Source organism: Rhizobium sp. 21-4511-3d, from assembly GCF_053522545.1.
Map to the genome: position 1 here is coordinate 222828 of NZ_JBNWCF010000008.1, position 22714 is coordinate 245541.

The window sequence follows — 22714 nt, forward strand, 5'->3', positions numbered from 1 at the left end:
CAAGTTCGTTTCGAATGACTATCTCGTGACTTCCTTCTCGTTAAGAGCAAACCGGGACAGAAGAATGGCAGGCGAAGAGATCAGGGCGAGTGAAGATGCCGCGGGGCTGGCCGCACTGATTTCGCGCGCGGCTGGCGAAACCGGTGGCAAGAGCCGCGGTCTTCCGCCCGTGGACAAGTGGAATCCGCCTTTCTGCGGCGATATCGACATGGAAATCCGCGCCGACGGCACATGGTTCTACATGGGCACGCCGATCGGCCGCGCGCCGCTGGTGCGGCTGTTCTCGACGGTTTTGCGCAAGGACGAGGACGGCAAGACCTACCTCGTGACTCCTGTGGAAAAAGTCGGCATCCGGGTCGTCGATGCGCCGTTCCTGGCGGTCGAGATGAGCGTGACGGAGCGCGACGGAAATCCGCTGCTGACCTTCCGCACCAATACCGGCGATGTCGTTGAGGCGGGCGAGGAGCATGCGCTGCGTTTCGTGATCCATGGCGACAACAGCGAGCTCAAGCCCTATCTGCATGTGCGCGGACGGCTGGAGGCGCTGGTGGCGCGTCCCGTGATGTACGAGCTGGTGGAGCTCGGCGAGGTGATCGAGGTCGAGGGGCGGGAGATGTTCTGCCTCCGCTCCGGCGGCCGCATATTCCCGGTGATGCCGGCAGACGAACTGGATGCGCTTTCCCGATGACCGATCCCATTGCCTCCCGCTATCCGCTCTATTCGGCCGATGAATTCCGCCGCCGCGCGCTCAACCAGAAGGGCGGGCCGATCGATCTCGCCTGGCGCGATCACGGCGATCACCTGATCAATCAGGACCTGCTGCCCTATGTCGAGAACATCAAGCTGCGCGACGCGGCGGTTCTCGTGCCCGTCATCGATGACGGAGACGACGCGCGGGTGATCCTGACGAAACGGACGGAGACGCTGCGCAAGCATTCGGGCCAGATCGCCTTTCCCGGCGGCTCCAAGGATCCGACCGACGACTCCCTGGAAATGGCGGCGATCCGCGAGGCGGGCGAGGAGATCGGCCTTGCCGACATGTTCATCGAGCCCGTCAGCCGCCTGCCGGATTATCTGGCGGCGACCGGTTTCCGGATCACGCCGATCCTTGCCGTCGTCCGCCCCGGTTTCACGCTGACGCCGAGCCCGGATGAGGTGGAGAGCGTTTTCGAGGTGCCGCTGTCGTTCCTGATGGATCCCGGCAATCACACGCTCGACAGCCGCCCCTGGAACGGGGTGCAGCGCCAGTTTTACCGCATGCCCTATGAGCAATGGATGATCTGGGGCATTACCGCCGGCATCATCCGCACGATTTACGAAAGAATGTATGCATGACCACTGTGGCTCACGAAGCCTGGTTTCAGGATCCGCGCCTTTCCCGCGTCTTTTCGCTGCTGAATGCCGATGGCGGCGAGGGCCGCGTCGTCGGCGGCGCGGTGCGCAACAGCCTGATGGGCATTCCGGTCAGCGATATCGACATGGCGACGACGCTGACGCCTGACGCCGTGATCGAGCGGGCGAAGGCCGCCGGCATCAAGGCGGTGCCGACCGGGATCGCGCACGGCACGGTGACGCTGGTGCTCGAGGGCAAGCCCTTCGAGGTGACGACGCTCAGAACCGATGTCGAGACCGACGGGCGCCATGCCAAGGTCGCCTTCAGCACCGACTGGCAGGCCGATGCCGAGCGCCGCGACCTGACGATCAATGCACTCTATGCCAATGCGGCAGGCGAGGTGATCGATCTCGTCGACGGGCTCGCCGATATCGAGAAGCGCAACATCCGCTTCATCGGCACGGCGGCAACGCGGATCGCCGAGGATTACCTGCGCATCCTGCGCTTCTTCCGCTTCTTCGCCTATTACGGCACCGGGCGTCCCGATGCCGAGGGGCTGAAGGCCTCTTCTGCGGCGCGCTCCAAGCTCTCGACGTTGTCTGCCGAGCGTGTCTGGTCGGAAATGCGCAAGCTGCTCTCTGCCGACGATCCGGGCCGGGCGCTGCTCTGGATGCGGACGGTCTCGGTTCTGAATGAGATCCTGCCGGAGACGGAGAAATGGGGCATCGACGCGATCCCGGCGCTGGTCGCGACCGAGCAGGCGCTGGGCTGGAAGCCCGATCCGCTGCTCAGGCTCGCCTCGATCGTGCCGCCCGACGTGCCGCGGCTCTCGGAGATGGCGGGGCGTCTGAAGCTTGCCAATGCGGAAGCCGCCTGGCTGAAGACCTGGGCGCTGACCGTTCCGGTCAATGACGAGCTGACGACGGCGGCCTTCGACCGCGTGCTTTATCGCAGCGCGCCCGAAGGCGTGATCGCGCGGCTGAAGCTGGCGCTCGCGGTTGCACGCGGCAAGGCGGAAGGCGACATGAAGGAGATGAGCCGTTCGGGACGGCTCTCGAAGCTGCTCGAACAGGCGGAAGCCTGGACGAAGCCGAAGTTTCCGCTCAGCGGCGGCGACGTGATGGCGGCCGGCGTCACGGCGGGGCCGCGCGTCGGCGAAATCCTGCAGACGCTGGAGAACCAGTGGGTGGACGAGAATTTCGCTGCCGACCGGGCGGCGCTGCTCGCCCGGCTGGATGGCATCGTCAAATGATCAGGCCGCGTTCGCTTCGTTGCGGATGCGGGCCTTGATGTTGTCGACCATGTTTTCGCGGATGGTGGTTTCGCCGTGAGCGGTTTTCATATGCTCGACTGCGCGGCGGACGACTTCGGCGTCGTCATTGGCGCGGGTGTGCCAGTCACAGCCTGGAACGAGCGTACCACATTCGAAAAGTCGCATTTTATCCTCCTTGATCCGGAACATGACAGGATCGCGCAAACTCACGCGTAGCTTGAATGTGCAAAGAGGGGAGAAGGTTCCGGCCGATCTGACAGGACCGGCCGGCATGGACTTGGCGTTATTCCGGCATCGCCCAGAAACGGTAGCAGTCCGAAGACTGGTAGGGCGTGTTGGAATTGGCGCTTTCACGGGTCTGGCCCTGCAGCTCTTCCGGCGATTTGCCGCCTGCAAGCTGCAGCTTCACCTGCTCGATATAGCAGGAGAGAGGCAGGTCCGAACCGCTCTTTGCGCGCATGTCTTCGGCAAGACGGTTCAGAAATTCCGGGGCTTCGATTATGCGGGATGATTGCTCTGCATCCGCGGATGAACCGCTTTGTATCGTCATCGACAATCCTCCTCCGATTGTTATGCACATACAAATTGATTTAGAACGCGTTCACACTTCTTGAAGGCCAGTCACCGGGTTTTTACCCGTACGTTATCGTACAGTGTTCCGGTTACGGCCATTTTACTGTCGGCGGCATGGACGACAGAATCGACTCGATGTTGCCACCCGTCTTCAGCCCGAAGATGGTACCGCGATCATAGAGGAGATTAAACTCCACATATCGACCGCGACGAATCAATTGTTCCTCACGATCCTGTTCCGTCCACTGTTTGTTGAAATTGGCGCGAACAATCTGTGGATAAACTGCGGCAAAGGCCCTGCCGACATCCTGCGTGAAGGCGAAATCGGCATCCCAGCCGCCGGCTTCCGGGCTGGAATGCAGCCAGTCATAGAAGATGCCGCCGGTGCCGCGGGGCTCGTTGCGGTGCTTCAGGAAGAAGTATTCGTCGCACCATTTCTTGTAGGCATCGTAATCGGCGATGCCCTGATGCTGGCGACAGGCGAGCTCGAGCGCCTTGTGGAAGAGCTGCGTATCCGCGTCCTCCTGCGTGCGGCGCCGGTCGAGAACCGGCGTCAGGTCGGCACCGCCGCCGAACCAGCGGGTGGAGGTGACGACCATGCGGGTGTTCATGTGCACGGCGGGAACGTTCGGATTGACGGGATGGGCGATCAGCGAGATGCCGGAAGCCCAGAAGCGCGGGTCCTCATTGGCGCCGGGGATCTGGGCGCGGAAATCGGGGGCGAATTCGCCATAGACGGTGGAGGTGTGGACGCCGACCTTCTCGAAGACGCGGCCGTGCATCATCGACATGCGCCCGCCGCCGCCCGCGCCATTGTCGCGCGACCAGTCCTTGCCGACGAAGCGGCCCGGCTCGCGATCGGACATCGGTCCGGCGAGTTCATCTTCCAGCGTCTCGAAGGTGGAACAGATCGTATCGCGCAGCTGCCGGAACCAGGTCTGCGCCGCGAGCTTCTTGTCCTCGATGTCGGCGGGAAGGCCTGCCGGCAATACTGGTCTTTCCATACTTACCCCCATAGGCCGCAGCCAAAGCCGCAACCCGTCATTCCTGATTGCGACGCCTCCTATCAGCTAGGAGCGCCAGTCGCCAGCGGGCGGAAGGCCGCAGCCAAGATTCGACTCGCAAATTAGCGGGTTCGATACTACCTTTTTCCGGCAGAGGTAGGTTTCATGAATAAAATTCCGGGACCTCCGTCATTCGACGGCTTGAAGCGCAGGATAGAGCGGCACCGCGCCGAGGGGACACCCCGGACGGGAGCGGACCGCTTCGTGCGCGAAACATACAGGCTGGCGCTGCTCGACGCGCGAGCGAAGGCCCGCGAGTGGTTTGCCGAATATCCGAAGGCGGCTTACTGGACCGAGGTCGAAAGCTGGCGTCAGCTCGACAATGACCAGATCGAGTTCACCATGCGGCGGCTGCCATCGGCGGATTGATCGTCTTTACTCAGCAGCATCCTTGAGACGGCTTTCGATGAGGAGGCCGTGCTCGTCCATGATCGGGTGGGCGACTGAGACGATATGGGCGTTGATGCGCTTCAGGTCGCGCAACATGTCGAGATGCAGCGAGCTGGTCTGCAGGCTGTCGGCGCGGCCGTCGCGCAGGCGTTCCAAATGGCGCTCGGAGGATTGCTTCTCCATGCGGCGGACCTCGACCTTCACTTCCATCATCTGCTTGGCGAGCTTGAAGTCGCGGGTGACGAAGATGGTCTGGGCGATGCGCAGGTTGTCGATCGTCAGGTGGAAGAGCTTCTTCAGCTCCTCATAGCCGTCCTCAGAGAATTTCAGCCCGAGCGAGGCCTTCTTGGTGACCTGCGGCAGCAGGCCCTTCTCGATGATGTCGCCGATATGCTCGAGGTTGATGGCGTAATCGATGATGACGATCGAGCGGCGGCCGTTTTCCTCGCTGAGGCCCTCGCGGCCGAGCTTGGAGAGATAGATCTTCACCTCCTGCTGCAGGCTGTCGACGCGCTTTTCCAGCGAGGGGATTTCCTTGAGCTTGGCGAGATCATCCTTCTCGAAGGCGTCGGCGGCGCGCATCAGCATGCGTTCGATGAGATCGCCGACGCCGAGCGTCTCGCGGGTGGCGCTGGCAAGGGCTACGACCGGCGTCGAGAGCTCGCCCTGATCGAGATATTTCGGCGCATTGTCGGGCTGCGCTTCTTCCGGGACCAGCCGCAGCATCAGCTTCGACAGCAGGCGTGAGAAGGGCCAGGCGAGTGCGGCGAGGATCAGGTTGAAGCCGAGATGGGCGTCGACCGGGAGCTTGGCGGGCGAGAGCGGCAGCATTTCCAGGATATCGGCGCCGTAGCCGGCGAGCGGCAGCGCGACGGCGCAGCCGATGGCGCGCACGATCAGATTGCCGAGCGTGACGCGCTTCGCCGAGGGCGGGCCCGAGAGCGAGGCGACGACCGGCGGAATGGCGCCGCCGAGATTGGCGCCGAGCACCAGCACGATGATCAGGCCTGCCGAGAGGATGCCGGTCGAGGCGAGCGACAGGATCAGCACGACGGCGGCAAGGCTGGAGGAGGAAATGAAGGCGATGCCGGCGGAGAAGGCGAGGGCCACCGGCCAGGCATTGTCGAGCAGGCCGATGAAGGCGGCAAGCGCCGGCGACTGGCGCATCGGCTCGGTGGCGCTGCTGAGAAGATGCAGCGACAGCAGCATCAGGCCGATGCCGATCAGCGCCGTGCCGCCGCCCTGGCGGGAGGTCGAGCCGCTGCGATAGAGCACGATGCCGGCAAGGATGACGAGCGGCGACAGCCACTCGATGCCGGTCGCAACGATCCAGGCGGTGACGGCGGTGCCGACATTGGCGCCGAGGAGCACGATCTGCGCCATGCGCGGCTTGACGAGCTCACGCTCGACGAAGGAGGCGACCATCAGCGCCGTTGCCGTCGAGCTCTGCAGCGCGATGGTGGCGACGAAGCCGGAGAGGAAGGAGCGAAGACCGCTGCGGGTACCTGTCGCCAGCCCGGTTCTGAGCTTGGCGCCGAAGGCCCGCGACACGCCGTCCTTCACCTGCGCGAGGCCGAACAGCAGCAAGGCTACGGCACCGAACAGATTTATCATGACGATCGTGGATTCCATTAGCAGCAGTCTTCTTCTTCACTGGTGTTTGCAATGCTGTGCATCCTAGAATCACGTCATTGCCAATTCGTTGAAATTGCTGCGCAGTGACGGATTTTTGTTTGCCCGGCTAATAATAATAGGCCGATTTGACCGCAACACAACGCCGTTTGCGACATATTGCGGGGATGCTCCGTCATCTACGGCGGAGCCGCTGGAAATCAATGGTATTGGTAGTCTGTTACGCTCATCGGCTGCAGATGATTTGCGGCCGAAACGTGAAGATCAACGCGCCTGCGAGGCGAGAAAAACAGCGCGCTGAGCCTCGAAGGCGCGCTGATAGGCTGGGCGGGCTTCGCCACGGGCGACATAGGCCGCGAGGTTTGGAAATTCTTCGAGCAGGCCGGAGCTTTTCAGCCGCAGCAGCACCGAGACCATCTGCAGGTCGCCGACGCTGAAATCGCCATCCAGCCAGTCGGCAGTGCCGAGACTGTTGGAGAGCTCGGTCAGCCTTACGCGGATACGATCGGTCAACAAGGGGAGGCGCTGCTCGTACCAGCTCTCGTTGCGCTCCGCATAGCCGGCCGCTTCGCGCTCGACGATGACGGGCTCGACGGTGCTGACGGCCGCAAAGAGCCAGGCGATGGCGCGGGCACGGCCGTTCTGGTCGGCGGGCAGCAGGCCCGGAAACTGTTCGGCGATATGGAGCACGATGGCGCCGGATTCGAAGATTGCCAACGCGCCGTCCTCATAGGTCGGGATCTGGCCGAAGGGCTGGAGCGCCAGGTGGGCGGGCTGCTTCATCGTCTCGAAGGTGACGAGGCGGACGTCATAGGCCCGGCCGGTCTCTTCGAGCGCCCATCGCACCCGCATGTCCCGCGCCAGGCCCCGGCCGCGATCGGGGGAGCATTCAAAGGCGGTGATGGTGATCGTCATGGCTGCCTCCTGTGGATTGTCTGTCTTGAAGACGTGCGAGCAATCCAGGTTCCGACATTGGCCCATATTCGGCGGCGAGCGGCGCTAGAGCAGGCGGCCGCTGAGCTGTGAAGCCTTCCATGCCTTGAGGAACTCCGCTTCCCGCGCGACCCAGCGGATGGTGTTGCGCCCCCATTCATCGGCGCGGGATGCGTATTCTCCCATCAGCCAGAAATGGCGGACGATGACGAAATGCAGCGCGGCCTCGAGATCGTCAGCCTTGATCGGACGGACGGCGCGATAGGCCTCGATGAAGGCCGTCCATCTGCGCGTCGAGCTCCGGCCGAAGGAGACGTTTGCCCACAGGAAGACGGAGAGGTCGTAGGCAAGGTAGCCGGGGCCGCTGTCGTCGAAATCGAAGAGAACGGCTTCGCCGGCGTCATCGATGCGGGCGTTGAAGCCATGGCAGTCTCCATGGCAATAGGTCCATGTCAGCTCGCCGAAGGCTTTGATTGCGTTGCTGGTCTCCTCCGCCAGGCGCTCGAACTCCTTGAAGACATCGGGGTCTTCGACGAGGCCGCTCTGGCCTATCCGGGCCAGTGGCTGCCACAGCAGGTAGTCTAGGTCGAGCCGGTAGCGCGCCTCTTCGGCGGAGAAGCTTTCGGCCGCATTGTGCAGCATTGCCAGCGTCTTGCCGTGGGCGCGTGCGTCGTCGAGGCCAGCCGTATCAGGCTCGCGGCCATCCAGCGCCTGGAAGAGAACGCCGGGGCGGGGACCCTCGGGCGCATCGGTTTCGACGAAGAAGCGGCCGTCCCGGGCCTCGATCGGGGCGGCGACGGGGACGCCAGATTGGGCAAGATGCGTCAGGAATGCGGTCTCGCTTCTGACATCGGCGGGGCCGCGTGCCCGGTGCTGCGACATGCGGAATATGTAGCGCTCCGCGTTCTGGCCGGTAACGCGGTAGACATCGTTCAGCCCGCGCTCCAGCATCTGGCAGGAGACGGGTGCTTCGATCGGATAGTTGTTCTCGACAAGCCTGGCGATCGCGTCACAGCGCGCCGTCGAATATAGCGGCGGAAAATTCAGTATGACCGATGCTCCCCGGCTGCGTCCTGACTTTGACGTGGAGGATTGCGCGAGCCGGGCGAAAGTCAAGTACCGATCAGCAGTTGCAGGCTCGTGCGTTCACCTGTCCAGCCAGGCCGCGAGGCCATCCAGCGTCTGCAGGCCGTATTCGACAGCGCCGAAGCCGATGACGAAGCGGCGGCGTTCGGGGGTGGGGTGGAGCTGGCGCATGGTCAGCACCGTCTTGCCGTCGGACTGCTCGTCGAAGGTGACGGTGACGCGGAAACGATTGGGATCATCCGAATCCTCCGCTCCGTGCTCCATCACGATGCGCTCGTCCGGCACGATCTCGAGGAAGCGGATCAAATTGGCAAAGCGCTGCTGCTTGCCTTCGAACAAGCCGACCATGTCGAAGCGCCAGATGCCGCCCTCGCGGATGTCTGCTTCATGGTTCTCGATCGAGAGATCCTTGGGGCCGTACCACTGCGCCAGCGCCGCCGGATCCATCCAGGCGGCGAAAACCTTGTGGCGAGGGTGGTTCAGCACCTTGACCAGCACGATTTCCCGGTCGAGCGACCAGGTGTCAAACGGATTTGCCATGTCCTTCATCATCCTCTTGGCTGTCGAGATAGGCTTCCAGCCGGTCGAGCCGGCCGGTCCAGCGCTTGCGTTCCGATATCATCCAGTCGGCGGCCTCGTCGAAACGGGCCTGCACCAGGCGGCACCAGCGGCTGCGGCCGCGCTTTTCGCTGGCGATCAGGCCGCAGTCCTCGAGCACCTTCAGATGCTGGGCGAAGGAGGGGAGCGTCATGTCGAAAGGCTCGGCGAGCACGGTAACCGGGACTTCGCCCTCGATCAGCCGCGAGATGACGGCGCGCCGCGTCGGGTCGCTGAGGGCGTGAAAGGCGAGGTCCAGCGGGGTCGAATGGTAAGGCATGTGAATCAGTAAAACGAGTTCGCCCGGCAGTCAACAACCATAAGGTACTTGCCTTAGTGTTTCGGATCTATATAAAGGCATTTACCTTAGTATTCGTGCTCCAATGATTGGGGCGGCTAGGTGCAACTTCGCAAGGAGAGTTCCAGTGGCAGTACGTGTCGACCTCATGATCTCGCTCGATGGTTTCGCAACGACGACGGATCAGACGCCCGAGGTTCCCTTCGGTGAAGACTGGCCGCGTCTCGTCGGCGCCTATATGGCGACGCGGACGTTTCGCGAGCGCGTCTTCAAGGATACGAGCGGGGCGGGGACGACTGATATCGACGACGACTATGCCCGGGAATATTTCGAGAGTATCGGCGCCGAGATCATGGGTGCCGGCATGTTCGGCCTTCATAATCACCCTGACGATCCCGACTGGCAGGGCTGGTGGGGCGACGAGCCGCCGTTCCAGGTTCCGGTTTTCGTGCTCACCCACAGGGCCCGCCCGTCGCTGGAAATGGCGGGTGGCACCACGTTCCATTTCATCAGCGCGACGCCGCAGGATGCGCTGAAGCAGGCCACAGCGGTGGCCAACGGCCGGGATGTGCGGGTCGGCGGCGGCCCGACCGTCGTTCGCGAGTTTCTCAAGGCTGGGCTCGTCGATCGCCTGCATGTGGCGATCACGCCGATCCTGCTCGGGCGCGGTATATGCCTGTGGGACGATCTGCGCGGTCTGGAGGCCGGCTATACAGTCAAGTCGGAAACGGCGCCGAGTGGCGTCATTCACCTGACCTTCCATCGCTAGCCGCGACGCCGGCGAGCTCCCAGATATCGACCTTCTCGGCGCGGCCTTTCACCTCGACGAGGCCGAGAGGGCGGAATTCGAAGCTGTTGATGACGGCGTCGCGGGTTGCGGCGCTGACCAGGATCGAGGTGCCGAACTGCTTGTTCAGCCCTTCGAGGCGGGAGGCGACGTTGATCGTGTCGCCCATTGCCGTGTATTGCTGCCGCGAGACGGCGCCGAAGCTGCCGACGACGGCGGGGCCGGTGTGGAGGCCGAAGCGGGTGAAGAGTTCCGGGCGGCCGCTCCTCCGGTTCTTTTCGTTCAGGACGCCGATCGCCTGCTTCATGGCAAGCGCGCAGCGGCAGCCATGTTCGGCATGATCTTCGTCCGGCACCGGCGCATTCCACATGACGAAGATGGAATCGCCAAGATATTGCACGACGGTGCCGCCGTGGCGTTCGGCGATCGCGTTCAGCAGCTCGAAATAGGCCGAGAGCGTATCGACGACATCTTCGGGGGAGTGCCGCTCGGCGATGGTCGTGAAGTCCTGGATATCGGTGAAGAGCGCCGTCACCTGCTGCCGCTTGGCTTCGGCGAGCGCTCGCCCATCGGAATTGACGATGCGCCGGACGACCTCGCGGGGAACGTAGAGCGCGAACTGGCGGATGGCGTGGCGGCTGGCGGCCAGTGCCATTGCCAGCGTGTTGATCTCGGTGATCCAGGAATGCGAGACGGGCTTCTCGCGCATGTCGAGATCGCCGATCAGGCGCGCTTCATCCGCCAGCCGGTTCAGCGAGCGGCTGACCATGCCCGATAGCGCAATCGACGCCACGACGCCGGCGATCAGGAAGGCAGCGGCGATCAAAAGGTTATGGACGAGCAGCCGATCGGCCTGCGAGACGAGATCGTCGAGTGGAACGATGATGGCCGCGACATCGCCCTTGAACAGGCCGGAGACTTCGACCGGAGCGATCTGGATCAGGTGCGGGGCGCCGTCGATCTGCAGCCGCGCCAGGCCGCCATTGGCAAAGGCCGGATCGTGGCGCAGCCGCGCGACGGTCTGCAGGCTGGTGTCGAAACTGTCGATGGTCGTATCGACCGGAGCGGAGCTTTTCGCCCAGATCTGCAGCAGCCTTTCCATGACGCCGGGATCGGAATGAGCGACGAGATCATCGGCATCGTCGATGATGTAGGCGCGTGCATTCGGCGAGATGCCTTCCGCATCGAGCATGCGGCCAACCGTCTGCAGATGGATATTGATGCCGACTACGACGTTTTGATTGTCACGCATTGGTGCCGCAATGGTCAGCGTCGGGACGCCCAACGTCCCCGCGACATAGGGGCCGACCGAGATCGCCGCGCGGGCTTCCGTGGCGGAGCGGTACCACGGCCGTTCGCGCGGATCGAAGGAGGTGTAGTCGATGGCCCGTTCACCGAGCGGAGCGGCCCGGCTGTCGAGAAAGCGGAGCGTCGAGGTGACGCTGCCGGTCTGCCGCCCGGCGATCGTGCGGATCGCGAAGGCGGCGCCGTCAGGGGCGGCCAGCGTCTGGCGGACGTCGCGCCGCGTGGTGCTGATCACCTGCAGGTAGGAGCCGTCAGAGTAGCCGGTATAGATGCTGGTGGCGTTCGGGATGTTGCGCAGGACCTCCAGGAAGAAATCCTGCTTGGCCTGCAGATCCTGCAGCGGCGGGGAGGCGAGCTGCGGTAGCGTCGAGGCCAGCGCCACGGTCTCGGTGCCGCCCTGCAGCGTGTTGCGGTAGCCCTCGATCAGCCGCAGGCTCATCTCGCGCATCTGCTGCGCCCCGGCGCTGACGGCGGCTTGCTTGCCGTGGCTGAATGCCAGCCAGATGATCGGCGTGGAGGTGCAGAGCAGCGATCCCACGACGAGGACGCCGAGATGCAGTCTCAGAGGTTTGGACCAATGCACGCGATGTCCCTCGCAATGCGGACATGTCTCAGTTTTTCATATCGTTTCGATGCCGGCGGAGGGGCTTCTGGCCGGCATCGCTTTCACGCGGGCCTACGGCTAGACGGCGTCGGGCGTGGTGCGCAGGTTGGTGACGACGCGGCGGTTCTGCACCTTGCAGGAGCGGTCGGTGCAATCGCGCACTTCGCGGTCGTTGCCATAGCCCTTGGCCCACATGCGCTTCGGGTCCACACCCTTCGACACGAGATAGGCCATGGCGGCATCGGCGCGCTTCTGCGACAGCGACTGCATCGCCGCTGGCGAACCGGAATCGTCGGCAAAGCCCTGCAGCTTGATCAGCCAGGTCGGATTGCGTGCGAGCCAGGCCGCCTGATTGTCGAGCGTCGCCTTGGCGACCGAATCGAGAGCGGCGGAATCCTGCGTGAAATAGGTGCGGCGGCCGACATTGAGGATGAAGTCTTCCTCGCTTCCGGCGCTGACATTCTCGAAGCCGGGGGCGGGGTCGTTGGTCTCGCCGGTCATCGGCGTGGCGGGCGGCTCTTCCACGGAGGCGGTGAGATTGCTGGTGGTGCAGGCAGAGAGCGAGAGCAGGATGGCCGCCATGCAGGCAAAGCGGCTGAGAGATCCGTTCGTTGCGATCATCGGGGCGCTTTCCTCATTGAACCGGCGGCTGGGCAGCGGTTGCAGGCTGGGCAACCTGCGCCGCCGTTTCGGCCTGATCGGCGATATGCGGCAGGACCTGTACGGCGGTGCCGATCGGGCAGCGCTGGTAGAGGTCGATCGCGTCCTCATTGAACATGCGGATGCAGCCGCTGGAGGCGTCCTTGCCGATGCTCCAGGGCTCTAGCGTGCCGTGGAAACGGTAGCCGGTATCGACGCCGTCGCGGTGCAGATACATGGCGCGCGGCCCGAGCGGGTTCTTCGGCGAACCGCCGGCGACGAATTCCGGCAGTTCCGGATGGCGCTTGCGCATTTCCGGCGGCGGTGTCCAGCGCGGCCAGAGCGACTTGGCGTCAACAGTGGCGCGGCCGAACCACTGGAAACCCTCGCGGCCGACGCCGACGCCATAGCGGATCGCCGTCTTGTTCTCCATGATCACATAGAGAAAGTGGTGGCGCGTATCGACGACAACGGTGCCGATCGGCTCGGTGCTGAAATACTTGACGACCTGGCGGCGCCAGCGCTTGTCGATCTTGGCGAAATTCGTGCTTTGGTAGGTCACGCCATTATCGACGGCGGGTCCGGCAAAGTAGGAGGCCGGCGCGGCAAATGCCGGATGCTGAAATGCACCGGCACCAAGTAACGCAACGCCCCCGCGGATAATATCCCTGCGCTTAAACTCCATCGGCCATTTCCCCCAAGCCAAGCAGTTGGGCGCAGTAAATCAGATTTTCTCTATGTCTCAAGATGGAATCTTGGATGGAGCTGCTGAAATCTCAGTTTCAGGCCGTCGCGTTACTCGCGGGGCCGATGCCGATATTGCGGTGCTGCGCCAGGAAGCCGTCGAGAATGGCATTGAGGCCATCGAGGAAGAGCTGATCCTGCGACAGGCTGGCGTAGTCCGCGAAGGCGGCCGTCAGCAGCGGGTGCGTACCGCTTGCGTCGGGCGACAGCTGCGGCGGGTGCTCGGCTTCCGATTGCTCTTCCATGATGAAGCCGACGGTGAAACGCGACAGCGTGATCAGGATGCGGAGCGCGAGATTGGCGTTGAGGCCCCGAGCCACCAGGAAGGCGAGCTGCCGTTCGGCCGCGTCGTTGTCTGACGCTTCGGACCGAGAGCCTGCATGGACGCGGGCGCCGTCGCGATAGGTCAGAAGCGCGCGCCGGAAGCTATGATGGCTTTTAACGAGGAAGGATCTGGCATCGTCGCCGTCATCGGGAAGGCGGGCCGGGTGGGACGAGCGCATGATTGCTGCGTTCATCGCGTCCATCAGTTCGCGCTTGCCCTTGAAATGCCAGTAGATCGCCGGTTGCTGCACGCCCAGGCGGGCGGCGACCATCCGGGTCGAAAGTTTGTCGAGGCCCACCTCGTTCAGGAGGATGAGGGCTTCGCGGACGATATCTGTCTGGGTGATCTTCATGGCGGCTCCAACTTGACGGCGGAATTTATCATCGATAAGTGAATTTATCGATGATAAATTTGAGCGAGCGAGCATGGAAAGCGGTGTTGTGAATGTTGGTGGTATCGAGCTGGCTTTCGACCAATTCGGCCGCGATGGCGATCCTGTTATCCTGCTGATGATGGGAAACAGTGCGCCCGGGATCGTCTGGCCGGATCGCTTCTGCGAGGTCCTTGCGGATGCGGAGCTTCGGGTCATCCGCTACGACCAGCGCGATACCGGGCTTTCGACCTATGTCGATTTCGAGGAACGGCCCTATACGCTCGACGATCTCGTCGGCGACGCCTTCGGGCTGCTCGATTGTCTCGGCATTGGACGCTGCCATATTGCCGGTCTGTCGCAGGGCGGGGTGACCGCCCTTATGGCCGGTCTGAAACATCCGGAGCGCGTTGCCAGCATCACGACACTGATGTCGTCTCCCGATCTCGGACCCAAGAACGATGCCTTCACCGGCAAGCCAGAGGAGCCTGGCCAGCTACCGAGACCGGCGCCTGATTACGTCCGGGCGGTGATTGCGCTGAACAGCGTCCCGGCGCAATCGGATGAGGATGCAGCCCGGCGCTTTGTAGAGAATTTCCGCTTGGCGGCTGGGCCGAAGTCGCCATTCGACGAGGGCTTCTGGCTGGCGATAGGGCGGGCGGTCGTCGCGCGCCGCCATGCCGGGCTGGCGAAGATGGCGAACCACAGCAATCACAGCAAGGCGCAGATCGCGACGGCGGCCTTGACTGCTGCGGATCTCGCGGGCCTCGATCTGCCCTGCCTTGTTATTCACGGCAGCATGGACCCGATCTTCCCGCCTGCCCATGCCGAATGGGCAGCGGCCATGCTGCCGCGGGCTGAGCTCTCTGTCGTTGCGGATATGGGGCACGCCCTCGATCCGGCGTTTATCGAGCCGGTCGCTTCGCGCATCGCGGCCTTAGTACAGCAGGCCTCGTAGAAGGGTCAGCCCCAGACCGTCTGGCGCATGGCTTCGCCGGTGATCATCGCGGCGGACACCGCGACGTTGATCGAGCGTTGGCCTTCGACCATCGGGATCAGGATGCGGCTGTCAGCCTTGTCGTGGACGTGGTCGGGCACGCCGGCGCTTTCGCGGCCGAAGAGCAGGATGTCATCCGGGCGGAAGGCGAAGCTGGTATAGGGGCTGGAGGCCTTGGTCGAGGCCAGGATCAGGCGGCGCCCTGTGGTTGCGCGCCATTCCTCGAAACGATCGAAATTGACGTGGCGGGTGAGCGCCGCCATCGCGAGATAATCCATGCCCGAGCGCTTCAGATTGCGATCGGAAATGTCGAAGCCGGCGGGCTCGATCAGGTCGACGCCGAAACCGAGGCAGGCGGCCAATCGCAGGATCGTTCCCGTGTTGCCGGGAATGTCGGGCTGGTACAGCGCCAGTCTGAGGTCGGTCATCGCAGTCTCCAGAAGAATGTCGATCGGTCCTAGAGCATGTGTGTTTCGGGTGCAACAAGGCGCATTTTGACCCCGAAATGTTCAATTTCCGCCGATTTTCGGCTGGAAATTACGCGATTTTCGCGTTATCGGTGCACATCTTCAATCGCCAGCAGGGAGGGCCGACATGAATATTGTGCTGCTTATGCGCCTTCCAGTCGTCGAACGACCACTGGTGACACGGCGCGCTTAAGGCGCATCGTTTTCTCAAAATCCCCCATTTTGATCCATTGCGCGGCTGTTATGGCCTCGTTCCCAAAGCGTCCCGCTCCCATATGAGCTCATGCGCGGATTTGCGCGAGCCGGGAGGCGGGACGATAAGTTCCGGAGCATTTTCATGTTTGGCTGGTTCGAACAGCGGTTGAAACCCTTTCCCGTCGAGGAGCCCGTTGCGCCTCCGCGGGGGCTCTTTGCCTTCTGCTGGCACTATACGAAGCCGGCAGCGCCCTGGCTGACCGCCATGGCAGTGCTGACCGCGCTGATTGCCATCGGCGAAGTCGCGCTTTTCCAGTTTCTCGGCGATATCGTCGACTGGCTGACAAATGCCGACAAGGCGACCTTCCTCGAAACCGAGTGGCCGCGGCTGGCGATGATGGGCGCCCTGATTCTGATCGGCCTGCCGCTTGCGGCGGGTCTGGATTCGCTGATCATGCACCAGGTGCTGCTCGGCAATTACCCGATGATCGCCCGCTGGCAGATGCACCGCTTCCTGCTTCGTCACAGCATGACCTTCTTTGCCAACGAGTTCGCCGGACGCGTTGCGACCAAGGTGATGCAGACGTCGCTGGCGGTGCGCGAAACGGTGATGAAGATCCTCGACGTCTTCGTCTATGTCGTCACCTATTTCATCTCGATGATCGTGGTGATCGCGGCGGCGGACTGGCGGCTGATGATCCCGATCCTCGCCTGGCTCGGCATCTATGTCGGCATCGTCTCCTATTTCGTGCCGCGGCTGCGCAAGATCGCGGCACAGCAGGCCGATGCGCGCTCGATGATGACCGGGCGGGTGGTCGACAGCTATACGAATATCGCGACGGTGAAGCTGTTTTCGCATGCCGGACGGGAGGAGAGCTACGCCAAGGAAGGCATGGACGAGTTCCTGCAGACGGTCTACCGCCAGATGCGGCGGGTGACGCTGTTCCACATGTCCGTCTACATCAACAACTGCGTGGCGCTGTTCGTGATCTCCGGCCTGTCGATCTGGTTCTGGCTGAACGGCCAGATCTCGGTCGGCGCGATCGCCATTGCCATTGGTCTCGCAATGCGCGTCAACGGCATGTCGCAATGGATCATGTGGGAAGTTTCGGCGCTCTTCGAGAACATCGGCACCGTCTATGACGGCATGGAGATGATGACGAAGAGCCACGACATCACCGACAAGCCGGGCGCGCCGCTGATGCAGGCTAAGCGCGGCGCGATCCATTACGAGCGGATCGGTTTCCACTACGGCAAGGGCAAGGGCATCATCGAGAACCTGTCGCTCGACATCAAGGCCGGCGAGAAGGTCGGTCTGGTCGGCCGCTCGGGCGCCGGCAAGACGACGCTGATGAACCTGCTCCTACGCTTCTATGATCTGGAAGCCGGGCGGATCACCATCGACGGACAGGATATCTCGGCGGTCTCGCAGGAAAGCCTGCGCGCGCTGATCGGGGTCGTGACGCAGGATACCTCGCTGCTGCACCGCTCGATCCGCGACAACATCGCCTATGGACGTCCTGAAGCGACGGACGCGGAGGTGATCGAGGCGGCGAAGCGGGCGAATGCCTGGGAGTTCATCGAAGGGCTCTCCGACATGCATGGCCGCAAGGGGCTCGATGCGCAGGTCGGCGAACGCGGCGTCAAGCTCTCCGGCGGCCAGCGTCAGCGTATCGCCATCGCCCGCGTCTTCCTGAAGGACGCGCCGATCCTGGTGCTCGACGAGGCAACCTCGGCGCTCGATTCCGAAGTGGAAGCGGCGATCCAGGAAAACCTCTTCGCGCTGATGCAGGGCAAGACGGTGATCGCCATTGCCCACCGCCTGTCGACGCTGACGGAGATGGACCGGCTGATCGTGCTCGACAAGGGCAAGATCATCGAGTCAGGCTCGCACGGTGAACTCGTCGGCCATGGCGGCATCTATGCCGACCTCTGGACCCGCCAGTCCGGCGGCTTCCTCGCCGATCATGAGGCGGAGCCGGAAGAAGCGGCGGAGTGACAAGAAGAAGCCCTCCCGCCGAAAGCGGGGAGGGCTTCTTAACTATTGAGAACAGTTAAGAAGGCAGCTATCCTCTCTTCAGCATTGCAAGGAGACCGGAATGGCTACGGTGACGATTTCTCTTCCCGACAATCTCAAGGCTTTTGTCGAGAGCCAGATGGCGAGTAAGGGCTACGGCAATGTCAGCGAGTATTTTCGCACGCTGATCCGCGACGCACAGGCACGCGAGAATGATGCGCGGCTTGAGGCTCTGCTTCTCGAAGGGCTGGCTTCCGGCGATGGCGCCGAGGCAAATGCCGAGTTCTGGAGCGACCTGAAGAAAGAGGCGGCGCATCTGTTGGCAGCACAGCGGGGAAAGAAGGCGCCTTGAAGCTTGTCGTCAAACCGGCTGCCCGGCGCGATATTCTCGCGCAGTTTTCATATCTTCTGGAGCATGCCGGCGAAATCATCGCCGATCGTTTCATCTCTTCGGTGGAGCGCTCGTTCGGCCGTCTTGCCGAGCAGCCGAACTCCGGCGCGCCTAGACATTTCGCCAATCCCGCGCTCGCGGGCCTACGGGCCTGGCCAATCGACGGTTTCGAGGATATCCGCGCCTATTATCTGACGGGCAATGGTCAGATTATCGTGCTGCGCGTCCTGCATGGCAAACGGGACCTGCCATCCATTCTCCACGCGCTCTGAGCCTGCCTACAAACTATCCGCCCAATCCGTGACGCGGTGGGTTTCGACCACGAACATGGCGTTGGCGCTGGCGAGCGAGCGCAGGTCGAGGAGGCGGCGTTCTTCCTCGCGTTCCAGCCATGCGGCGATCGCTTCGCCGACGATGGCCGATGGTTCGATGCCGAGATGATTTGCGACGTCGTGAAGTCTTTCCGCAAGAGGAAGCGGAATATGCGCTTTCAGCATTTTCGTTTCCATGCCGGGGTATCTCCGTTGAGCGGCGATTGTACTCCGAGATTGTGTTGAGGTCAGCGGCATTCAACGGCCCTCACGCCGATATTATCGAATATTACCAAAATATAAGGTTGTGGCGAGAGGCGATGCTCTTTGCCGCTTTTGGGTTTCAGCCTATATCGGCGATATGTTCTTGAGCCCCATCCTCAGCCTGTTCGAAAACTGGGTCGATCCCTTCCGTCCGCGCGACAAAATCCAGCCGCCGCGTTCGACGCTGGGTTTCATCTGGTTCTATATCGGCCAGGCGCGCTGGCCCTTCGTCGCCATGCTTATCCTCGGCGGCATTTCGGCGGCGATCGAGGCGGCGCTGTTCTGGTTCGTCGGCCGGCTGGTCGATATCCTGAGCACGATCAAACCGGGTGTCGGCTGGAGCGGATTGCTCGCCGATCATGGCGGCGAGATCTTCGGCATGCTGGCGCTGATCGGCATCGTGCGCTTCGTCGTCGCCTTCCTGACGGCGCTGGTCGATCAGCAGGTGATCACGCCGGGCTTCTACAATCTGGCGCGCTGGCAGTCCTATCTGCATGTCTCGCGCCAATCGCTGCATTTCTTCCAGAGCGATTTTTCAGGCCGCATCGTCACCAAGGTGTGGTCGGCAGGGCAGGCGGTCGGCGACCTCGTGACGTCGCTGATGGAGAGCGTCTGGTTCGTCGGCATCTATGCGGCGACGACGCTGTTTCTCGTCGCGCGGCTGGATTTCTCGCTCGCGGCGGTCGTGCTTTTCTGGCTCATCGCCTTCGGCGTGCTGGCGCGCTATTTCGTGCCGCGCATCCGCTATCACTCCCGCGAGACGGCCGAGGCCGCCTCGATGCTGAACGGCCGCATGGTCGATTCCTACAGCAATATCCAGACGCTGAAGCTCTTCGCCCGTGATGAGGAAAGCGATCGCTACATGCGGCAGGGCTTCGACATGTATCAGGAAACGGTGCTGCGCTTCACACGCTTCATCACCGGCGTGCGTGCCTCCATGGCACTGCTGTCGGGCCTGATGATCGTGACGATGGCGGGGCTCAGCGTCGATCTCTGGCTGCGCGGTCTCGTAAGCTCCGGTGCCGTTGCCTTCTCGCTGGCGCTGGTGCTGCGCCTCAACTTCCTGCTCGGCCGCCTGATGACGCAGTTCAACGGCATCATGCGCAATCTCGGCACGATCCAGAACGCCGCCGAACTGATCTCGCAGCCGCTGGGTCTGGTCGACAAGCCGGATGCGAAGGAGCTGGTCATCCGCGAGCCCAGCATCCGCTTCGAGAATGTCTCGTTCCACTATGGCAAGGGCAAAGGCGTTATCGACAATTTCTCGCTGACGATCGCGCCGGGCGAAAAGGTCGGCATCGTCGGCCGCTCGGGCGCCGGCAAGTCGACGCTCGTCAGCCTGCTGCTCAGAATGTACGACGTCGAGGGCGGGCGGATTCTTGTCGACGGCCAGGATGTTTCTGCGGTGCGCCAGGAGACGCTGCGCATGCAGATCGGCGTCGTCAGCCAGGATACCTCGCTGCTGCACCGCTCGGTGCGCGACAACATCCTCTTCGGCCGTCCGGATGCGGGCGAGGGCAAGCTGATCGAGGCCGCGACCCGGGCCGAGGCGATGGGCTTCATCGACCGGCTGCAGGATCAGAATGGCCGCAAGGGCTTTGACGCCCATGTCGGCGAGCGCGGCGTCAAACTCTCAGGCGGCCAGCGCCAGCGTATCGCCATTGCCCGCGTGATGCTGAAGGACGCGCCGATCCTGGTGCTCGACGAAGCGACGTCGGCGCTGGATTCGGAAGTGGAAGAGGCGATCCAGTCGAACCTCAACCGGATCATGGACGGCAAGACGGTGCTTGCCATCGCTCACCGGCTCTCGACCATTGCCGCCCTCGACCGACTGATCGTCGTCGATCAGGGCAAAATCATCGAGGAAGGCACGCATGAGGCGCTGATTGCCAGGGGCGGGCTCTATGCCGAGCTATGGGCGCGCCAGTCGGGCGGGTTCCTCGCGTCGGATGATGGGGACGCCGGGGCGCAAAGCGGGCGTGAGGCGAGCGTGGTCTAGACCTTAGGCGCAAACGCCCTGCAAACCCGCGAAGCCTGCGGATTGACTTGAAAATTTCATCTGAAAATTCCCGCGACATTGTGCCGTCAGCCCCTTGTCAAGGCTGGACATAATTTGCGATCAAGCATAGAACGCGCCGGATTGGCGGGGAATCTATGGCCGAATTGTGTCTTTGACTGATTCGCCGTCGAGAGGGGCAGGGCGGAATTCCGCAAAAATTCGCAGAGGATGGTTTAGCCGTGAGCGAACACGATACGACAAGCGGGGCTTCAGCAGAGCCCACTCGCCGTGATTTCCTTTATCTCACCACAGGTATGGCGGGTGCAGTCGGCGCTGTTTCGGTCGCATGGCCGTTCATCGATCAGATGCGCCCGGATGCATCGACGCTGGCACTGGCGTCGATCGAAGTCGACGTTACAAGCTTGACGCCCGGCATGTCGCTGACGGTCAAGTGGCGCGGCAAGCCGATCTTCATCCGCAACCGTACGCCGGAAGAAATCAAGGCTGCCGACGATACGCCGATGGCAGACCTCAAGGATCCGGTTGCACGCAACGCAAACCTTCCTGCAGACGCTCAGGCGACCGGCATCGACCGCTCGGGCGGCAAGGGCAAGGAAAACTGGATCGTCATGATCGGTACCTGCACCCATCTCGGCTGCGTGCCGCTTGGTCAGGCCGGCGAATATAACGGTTGGTTCTGTCCCTGCCATGGTTCGGTCTACGACACGGCCGGCCGCATCCGTAAGGGTCCGGCGCCGCAGAACCTGGCGATTCCGACCTTTTCGTTCGTGTCCGACACTAAGATCAAGATCGGTTGAGGGGAGACTGATACATGAGTGGCCATTCCAGCTACGAGCCATCAACCGGCTTGGAAAAATGGATCGACGCGCGCCTTCCGCTGCCGCGTATGATCTATGACAGCTTCGTTGCATACCCGGTTCCGCGTAACCTGAACTATGCCTACACCTTCGGTGCCATGCTTTCGGTCATGCTGGTCGTTCAGATCCTGACCGGTATCGTGCTTGCGATGCACTACGCCGCCGACACGTCGATCGCTTTCAACTCGGTTGAAAAGATCATGCGTGACGTCAACCACGGCTGGCTGCTGCGCTACATGCACGCCAACGGCGCATCGTTCTTCTTCGTTGCCGTCTACCTGCACATTGCCCGCGGCCTCTACTACGGCTCGTACAAGGCACCGCGCGAAATCCTCTGGATCCTCGGCGTTGTCATCTACCTCCTGATGATGGCGACGGGCTTCATGGGCTACGTTCTGCCCTGGGGTCAGATGTCCTTCTGGGGCGCGACCGTTATCACCGGCTTCTTCTCGGCCTTCCCGCTGGTCGGTGAGTGGATCCAGCAGTTCCTGCTCGGCGGCTTTGCCGTTGACCAGCCGACGCTGAACCGCTTCTTCTCGCTGCACTACCTGCTGCCCTTCATGATCGCAGGCGTTGTTATCCTGCACATCTGGGCGCTGCACGTCACCGGCCAGACGAACCCGACCGGCGTCGAAGTCAAGACGAAGACGGACACCGTCCGTTTCACGCCTTACGCAACGCTCAAGGATGCGCTCGGCGTTTCGATCTTCCTGCTCGTCTACGCCTACTTCGTCTTCTACCTGCCGAACTTCCTCGGTCACGCCGACAACTACATCCCGGCTGACCCGTTGAAGACCCCGGCTCACATCGTTCCGGAATGGTACTTCCTGCCGTTCTACGCGATGCTGCGCTCGATCACCTTCAATGTCGGTCCGATCGACTCCAAGCTCGGCGGCGTCCTCGTGATGTTCGGCGCGATTATCGTGCTGTTCTTCCTGCCGTGGCTCGACACCTCGAAGGTCCGTTCGGCCGTTTACCGTCCGTGGTACAAGCTGTTCTACTGGCTGTTCGTGATCAACGCGATCATCCTGGGCTGGCTCGGTTCCCAGCCTGCCGAAGGCCTGTTCACCACCATCTCGCAGATCTGCACTCTGCTCTACTTCGCTTTCTTCCTGGTCGCCATGCCGGTGCTTGGTCTCGTCGAGACGCCGCGCCGCATTCCGAACTCGATCACTGAAGCGGTGCTTGAGAAGCGTGCCAAGTCTGCGGCCAAGGCATAATCGAGCGGCGGAAGGAAATAGA

26 protein-coding genes are annotated in these 22714 nt (G+C 62.6%); 12 read left to right on the forward strand and 14 right to left on the reverse strand.

The genetic code is table 11. The features are described from left to right. Window positions 1-64 precede the first annotated feature (64 nt). From ACQZ5H_RS19070 to ACQZ5H_RS19080, 3 genes are read left to right on the forward strand one after another with little or no spacing between them, the layout of a single operon-like run. Window positions 65-688, forward strand: coding sequence for a DUF1285 domain-containing protein (locus ACQZ5H_RS19070; protein WP_130277811.1), 624 nt, complete (start codon window positions 65-67; stop codon window positions 686-688). Continuing rightward, the gene (locus ACQZ5H_RS19075; protein ID WP_449098722.1) at window positions 685-1335 is read left to right on the forward strand and encodes a CoA pyrophosphatase; all 651 of its coding nucleotides are present in this window, start codon (window positions 685-687) and stop codon (window positions 1333-1335) included. The genes ACQZ5H_RS19070 and ACQZ5H_RS19075 overlap by 4 nt, the downstream gene beginning before the upstream one ends. Further along, the gene (locus tag ACQZ5H_RS19080; RefSeq protein WP_449098723.1) at window positions 1332-2585 is read left to right on the forward strand and encodes a CCA tRNA nucleotidyltransferase; all 1254 of its coding nucleotides are present in this window, start codon (window positions 1332-1334) and stop codon (window positions 2583-2585) included. Before ACQZ5H_RS19075 ends, ACQZ5H_RS19080 begins: the two co-directional genes overlap by 4 nt. On the opposite strand, the gene ACQZ5H_RS19085 is transcribed toward ACQZ5H_RS19080, so the two are convergent. From ACQZ5H_RS19085 to hemF, 3 genes are all read right to left on the reverse strand, one after another. Next, window positions 2586-2771: a DUF1059 domain-containing protein gene (locus tag ACQZ5H_RS19085; protein ID WP_112386239.1), complete on the reverse strand. Its 186-nt coding sequence runs from the start codon at window positions 2769-2771 to the stop codon at window positions 2586-2588. It abuts the gene before it with no gap. 118 nt (window positions 2772-2889) lie between these two features. After that, complete coding sequence (locus ACQZ5H_RS19090; RefSeq protein ID WP_112719357.1) at window positions 2890-3156, reverse strand: hypothetical protein; 267 nt, start codon at window positions 3154-3156, stop codon at window positions 2890-2892. Between the two features lie 112 nt (window positions 3157-3268). Beyond that, window positions 3269-4183, reverse strand: a complete 915-nt coding sequence (gene hemF, locus ACQZ5H_RS19095; RefSeq protein WP_112719356.1) for an oxygen-dependent coproporphyrinogen oxidase — start codon at window positions 4181-4183, stop codon at window positions 3269-3271. Window positions 4184-4348: 165 nt separating this feature from the next. On the opposite strand from hemF, the gene ACQZ5H_RS19100 reads away from it, so the two are divergent. Beyond that, window positions 4349-4612 carry a hypothetical protein gene (locus ACQZ5H_RS19100; RefSeq protein WP_112386242.1) on the forward strand — a complete coding sequence of 88 codons (264 nt, stop codon included), beginning with the start codon at window positions 4349-4351 and terminating at the stop codon, window positions 4610-4612. Between the two features lie 6 nt (window positions 4613-4618). Here the strand turns inward: ACQZ5H_RS19100 and ACQZ5H_RS19105 are convergent, their stop codons facing one another. From ACQZ5H_RS19105 to ACQZ5H_RS19125, 5 genes are all read right to left on the reverse strand, one after another. Beyond that, window positions 4619-6265 (reverse strand): Na/Pi cotransporter family protein, encoded by a 1647-nt coding sequence (locus ACQZ5H_RS19105; RefSeq protein ID WP_449098724.1) that lies wholly within the window; start codon window positions 6263-6265, stop codon window positions 4619-4621. Window positions 6266-6529: 264 nt separating this feature from the next. Then, window positions 6530-7180 (reverse strand): glutathione S-transferase family protein, encoded by a 651-nt coding sequence (locus tag ACQZ5H_RS19110; RefSeq protein ID WP_449098725.1) that lies wholly within the window; start codon window positions 7178-7180, stop codon window positions 6530-6532. An 84-nt stretch (window positions 7181-7264) separates the two neighbouring features. After that, the gene (locus ACQZ5H_RS19115; RefSeq protein ID WP_449098801.1) at window positions 7265-8248 is read right to left on the reverse strand and encodes a phosphotransferase enzyme family protein; all 984 of its coding nucleotides are present in this window, start codon (window positions 8246-8248) and stop codon (window positions 7265-7267) included. 96 nt (window positions 8249-8344) lie between these two features. After that, a complete protein-coding gene (locus tag ACQZ5H_RS19120; RefSeq protein ID WP_199627122.1) occupies window positions 8345-8833 on the reverse strand; it encodes an SRPBCC family protein in 489 nt (162 codons plus the stop codon). Continuing rightward, entirely contained in the window at window positions 8808-9161 is a 354-nt protein-coding gene (locus ACQZ5H_RS19125; RefSeq protein WP_449098726.1) for an ArsR/SmtB family transcription factor, read from the reverse strand. Before ACQZ5H_RS19125 ends, ACQZ5H_RS19120 begins: the two co-directional genes overlap by 26 nt. Window positions 9162-9306: 145 nt before the next feature. On the opposite strand from ACQZ5H_RS19125, the gene ACQZ5H_RS19130 reads away from it, so the two are divergent. After that, window positions 9307-9948, forward strand: coding sequence for a dihydrofolate reductase family protein (locus ACQZ5H_RS19130; protein WP_449098727.1), 642 nt, complete (start codon window positions 9307-9309; stop codon window positions 9946-9948). Here ACQZ5H_RS19130 and ACQZ5H_RS19135 read toward each other — a convergent pair. The 4 genes from ACQZ5H_RS19135 to ACQZ5H_RS19150 form a co-directional block, all read right to left on the reverse strand. After that, on the reverse strand, window positions 9923-11854 hold the full coding sequence (locus ACQZ5H_RS19135; protein WP_449098728.1) for an adenylate/guanylate cyclase domain-containing protein: 1932 nt from the start codon (window positions 11852-11854) through the stop codon (window positions 9923-9925). The genes ACQZ5H_RS19130 and ACQZ5H_RS19135 overlap by 26 nt on opposite strands. A 99-nt stretch (window positions 11855-11953) precedes the next feature. Next, entirely contained in the window at window positions 11954-12496 is a 543-nt protein-coding gene (locus tag ACQZ5H_RS19140) for an OmpA family protein (RefSeq protein WP_449098729.1), read from the reverse strand. A gap of 13 nt (window positions 12497-12509) precedes the next feature. Then, window positions 12510-13199, reverse strand: coding sequence for a L,D-transpeptidase (locus ACQZ5H_RS19145; protein ID WP_112719347.1), 690 nt, complete (start codon window positions 13197-13199; stop codon window positions 12510-12512). 97 nt (window positions 13200-13296) lie between these two features. Then, window positions 13297-13935, reverse strand: a complete 639-nt coding sequence (locus ACQZ5H_RS19150; protein WP_449098730.1) for a TetR/AcrR family transcriptional regulator C-terminal domain-containing protein — start codon at window positions 13933-13935, stop codon at window positions 13297-13299. 73 nt (window positions 13936-14008) lie between these two features. Between ACQZ5H_RS19150 and ACQZ5H_RS19155 the strand changes: the two genes are divergently transcribed. Further along, complete coding sequence (locus tag ACQZ5H_RS19155) at window positions 14009-14911, forward strand: alpha/beta hydrolase (protein WP_449098731.1); 903 nt, start codon at window positions 14009-14011, stop codon at window positions 14909-14911. Between the two features lie 5 nt (window positions 14912-14916). On the opposite strand, the gene ACQZ5H_RS19160 is transcribed toward ACQZ5H_RS19155, so the two are convergent. Then, window positions 14917-15378, reverse strand: coding sequence for a tRNA (cytidine(34)-2'-O)-methyltransferase (locus ACQZ5H_RS19160; protein ID WP_449098732.1), 462 nt, complete (start codon window positions 15376-15378; stop codon window positions 14917-14919). Between the two features lie 376 nt (window positions 15379-15754). Here ACQZ5H_RS19160 and ACQZ5H_RS19165 point away from each other — a divergent pair, with 376 nt between their 5' ends. The 3 genes from ACQZ5H_RS19165 (at window position 15755) to ACQZ5H_RS19175 (ending at window position 18292) form a co-directional block, all read left to right on the forward strand. Further along, window positions 15755-17611: an ABC transporter ATP-binding protein gene (locus ACQZ5H_RS19165; RefSeq protein WP_449098733.1), complete on the forward strand. Its 1857-nt coding sequence runs from the start codon at window positions 15755-15757 to the stop codon at window positions 17609-17611. Window positions 17612-17711: 100 nt separating this feature from the next. Beyond that, window positions 17712-17981: a ribbon-helix-helix domain-containing protein gene (locus tag ACQZ5H_RS19170; protein WP_449098734.1), complete on the forward strand. Its 270-nt coding sequence runs from the start codon at window positions 17712-17714 to the stop codon at window positions 17979-17981. Further along, on the forward strand, window positions 17978-18292 hold the full coding sequence (locus tag ACQZ5H_RS19175; protein ID WP_449098735.1) for a type II toxin-antitoxin system RelE/ParE family toxin: 315 nt from the start codon (window positions 17978-17980) through the stop codon (window positions 18290-18292). Before ACQZ5H_RS19170 ends, ACQZ5H_RS19175 begins: the two co-directional genes overlap by 4 nt. A gap of 6 nt (window positions 18293-18298) precedes the next feature. Here ACQZ5H_RS19175 and ACQZ5H_RS19180 read toward each other — a convergent pair whose 3' ends face one another. Beyond that, window positions 18299-18529: a CopG family transcriptional regulator gene (locus ACQZ5H_RS19180; protein ID WP_112719341.1), complete on the reverse strand. Its 231-nt coding sequence runs from the start codon at window positions 18527-18529 to the stop codon at window positions 18299-18301. Between the two features lie 163 nt (window positions 18530-18692). Here ACQZ5H_RS19180 and ACQZ5H_RS19185 point away from each other — a divergent pair, with 163 nt between their 5' ends. The 3 genes from ACQZ5H_RS19185 to ACQZ5H_RS19195 all read left to right on the forward strand — a co-directional run bounded on the left by ACQZ5H_RS19185 (window position 18693) and on the right by ACQZ5H_RS19195 (window position 22692). Next, window positions 18693-20594 (forward strand): ABC transporter ATP-binding protein, encoded by a 1902-nt coding sequence (locus ACQZ5H_RS19185; protein WP_449098736.1) that lies wholly within the window; start codon window positions 18693-18695, stop codon window positions 20592-20594. Between the two features lie 239 nt (window positions 20595-20833). After that, window positions 20834-21412: a ubiquinol-cytochrome c reductase iron-sulfur subunit gene (gene petA, locus ACQZ5H_RS19190; RefSeq protein ID WP_112719339.1), complete on the forward strand. Its 579-nt coding sequence runs from the start codon at window positions 20834-20836 to the stop codon at window positions 21410-21412. Between the two features lie 14 nt (window positions 21413-21426). Then, window positions 21427-22692: a cytochrome b gene (locus ACQZ5H_RS19195; RefSeq protein WP_112719338.1), complete on the forward strand. Its 1266-nt coding sequence runs from the start codon at window positions 21427-21429 to the stop codon at window positions 22690-22692. The last annotated feature ends 22 nt before the right edge of the window (window positions 22693-22714 follow it).

Excerpts from the sequence above, each read along its gene's own strand:
- ACQZ5H_RS19070 (WP_130277811.1), top strand. The coding sequence starts at position 65 with ATGGCAGGCGAAGAGATCAGGGCGAGTGAAGATGCCGCGGGGCTGGCC.
- ACQZ5H_RS19075 (WP_449098722.1), top strand. The coding sequence starts at position 685 with ATGACCGATCCCATTGCCTCCCGCTATCCGCTCTATTCGGCCGATGAA.
- ACQZ5H_RS19080 (WP_449098723.1), top strand. The coding sequence starts at position 1,332 with ATGACCACTGTGGCTCACGAAGCCTGGTTTCAGGATCCGCGCCTTTCC.
- ACQZ5H_RS19085 (WP_112386239.1), bottom strand. The coding sequence starts at position 2,771 with ATGCGACTTTTCGAATGTGGTACGCTCGTTCCAGGCTGTGACTGGCAC.
- ACQZ5H_RS19090 (WP_112719357.1), bottom strand. The coding sequence starts at position 3,156 with ATGACGATACAAAGCGGTTCATCCGCGGATGCAGAGCAATCATCCCGC.
- hemF (WP_112719356.1), bottom strand. The coding sequence starts at position 4,183 with ATGGAAAGACCAGTATTGCCGGCAGGCCTTCCCGCCGACATCGAGGAC.
- ACQZ5H_RS19100 (WP_112386242.1), top strand. The coding sequence starts at position 4,349 with ATGAATAAAATTCCGGGACCTCCGTCATTCGACGGCTTGAAGCGCAGG.
- ACQZ5H_RS19105 (WP_449098724.1), bottom strand. The coding sequence starts at position 6,265 with ATGGAATCCACGATCGTCATGATAAATCTGTTCGGTGCCGTAGCCTTG.
- ACQZ5H_RS19110 (WP_449098725.1), bottom strand. The coding sequence starts at position 7,180 with ATGACGATCACCATCACCGCCTTTGAATGCTCCCCCGATCGCGGCCGG.
- ACQZ5H_RS19120 (WP_199627122.1), bottom strand. The coding sequence starts at position 8,833 with ATGAAGGACATGGCAAATCCGTTTGACACCTGGTCGCTCGACCGGGAA.
- ACQZ5H_RS19125 (WP_449098726.1), bottom strand. The coding sequence starts at position 9,161 with ATGCCTTACCATTCGACCCCGCTGGACCTCGCCTTTCACGCCCTCAGC.
- ACQZ5H_RS19140 (WP_449098729.1), bottom strand. The coding sequence starts at position 12,496 with ATGATCGCAACGAACGGATCTCTCAGCCGCTTTGCCTGCATGGCGGCC.
- ACQZ5H_RS19145 (WP_112719347.1), bottom strand. The coding sequence starts at position 13,199 with ATGGAGTTTAAGCGCAGGGATATTATCCGCGGGGGCGTTGCGTTACTT.
- ACQZ5H_RS19150 (WP_449098730.1), bottom strand. The coding sequence starts at position 13,935 with ATGAAGATCACCCAGACAGATATCGTCCGCGAAGCCCTCATCCTCCTG.
- ACQZ5H_RS19155 (WP_449098731.1), top strand. The coding sequence starts at position 14,009 with ATGGAAAGCGGTGTTGTGAATGTTGGTGGTATCGAGCTGGCTTTCGAC.
- ACQZ5H_RS19160 (WP_449098732.1), bottom strand. The coding sequence starts at position 15,378 with ATGACCGACCTCAGACTGGCGCTGTACCAGCCCGACATTCCCGGCAAC.
- ACQZ5H_RS19165 (WP_449098733.1), top strand. The coding sequence starts at position 15,755 with ATGTTTGGCTGGTTCGAACAGCGGTTGAAACCCTTTCCCGTCGAGGAG.
- ACQZ5H_RS19170 (WP_449098734.1), top strand. The coding sequence starts at position 17,712 with ATGGCTACGGTGACGATTTCTCTTCCCGACAATCTCAAGGCTTTTGTC.
- ACQZ5H_RS19180 (WP_112719341.1), bottom strand. The coding sequence starts at position 18,529 with ATGGAAACGAAAATGCTGAAAGCGCATATTCCGCTTCCTCTTGCGGAA.
- ACQZ5H_RS19185 (WP_449098736.1), top strand. The coding sequence starts at position 18,693 with ATGTTCTTGAGCCCCATCCTCAGCCTGTTCGAAAACTGGGTCGATCCC.
- ACQZ5H_RS19195 (WP_112719338.1), top strand. The coding sequence starts at position 21,427 with ATGAGTGGCCATTCCAGCTACGAGCCATCAACCGGCTTGGAAAAATGG.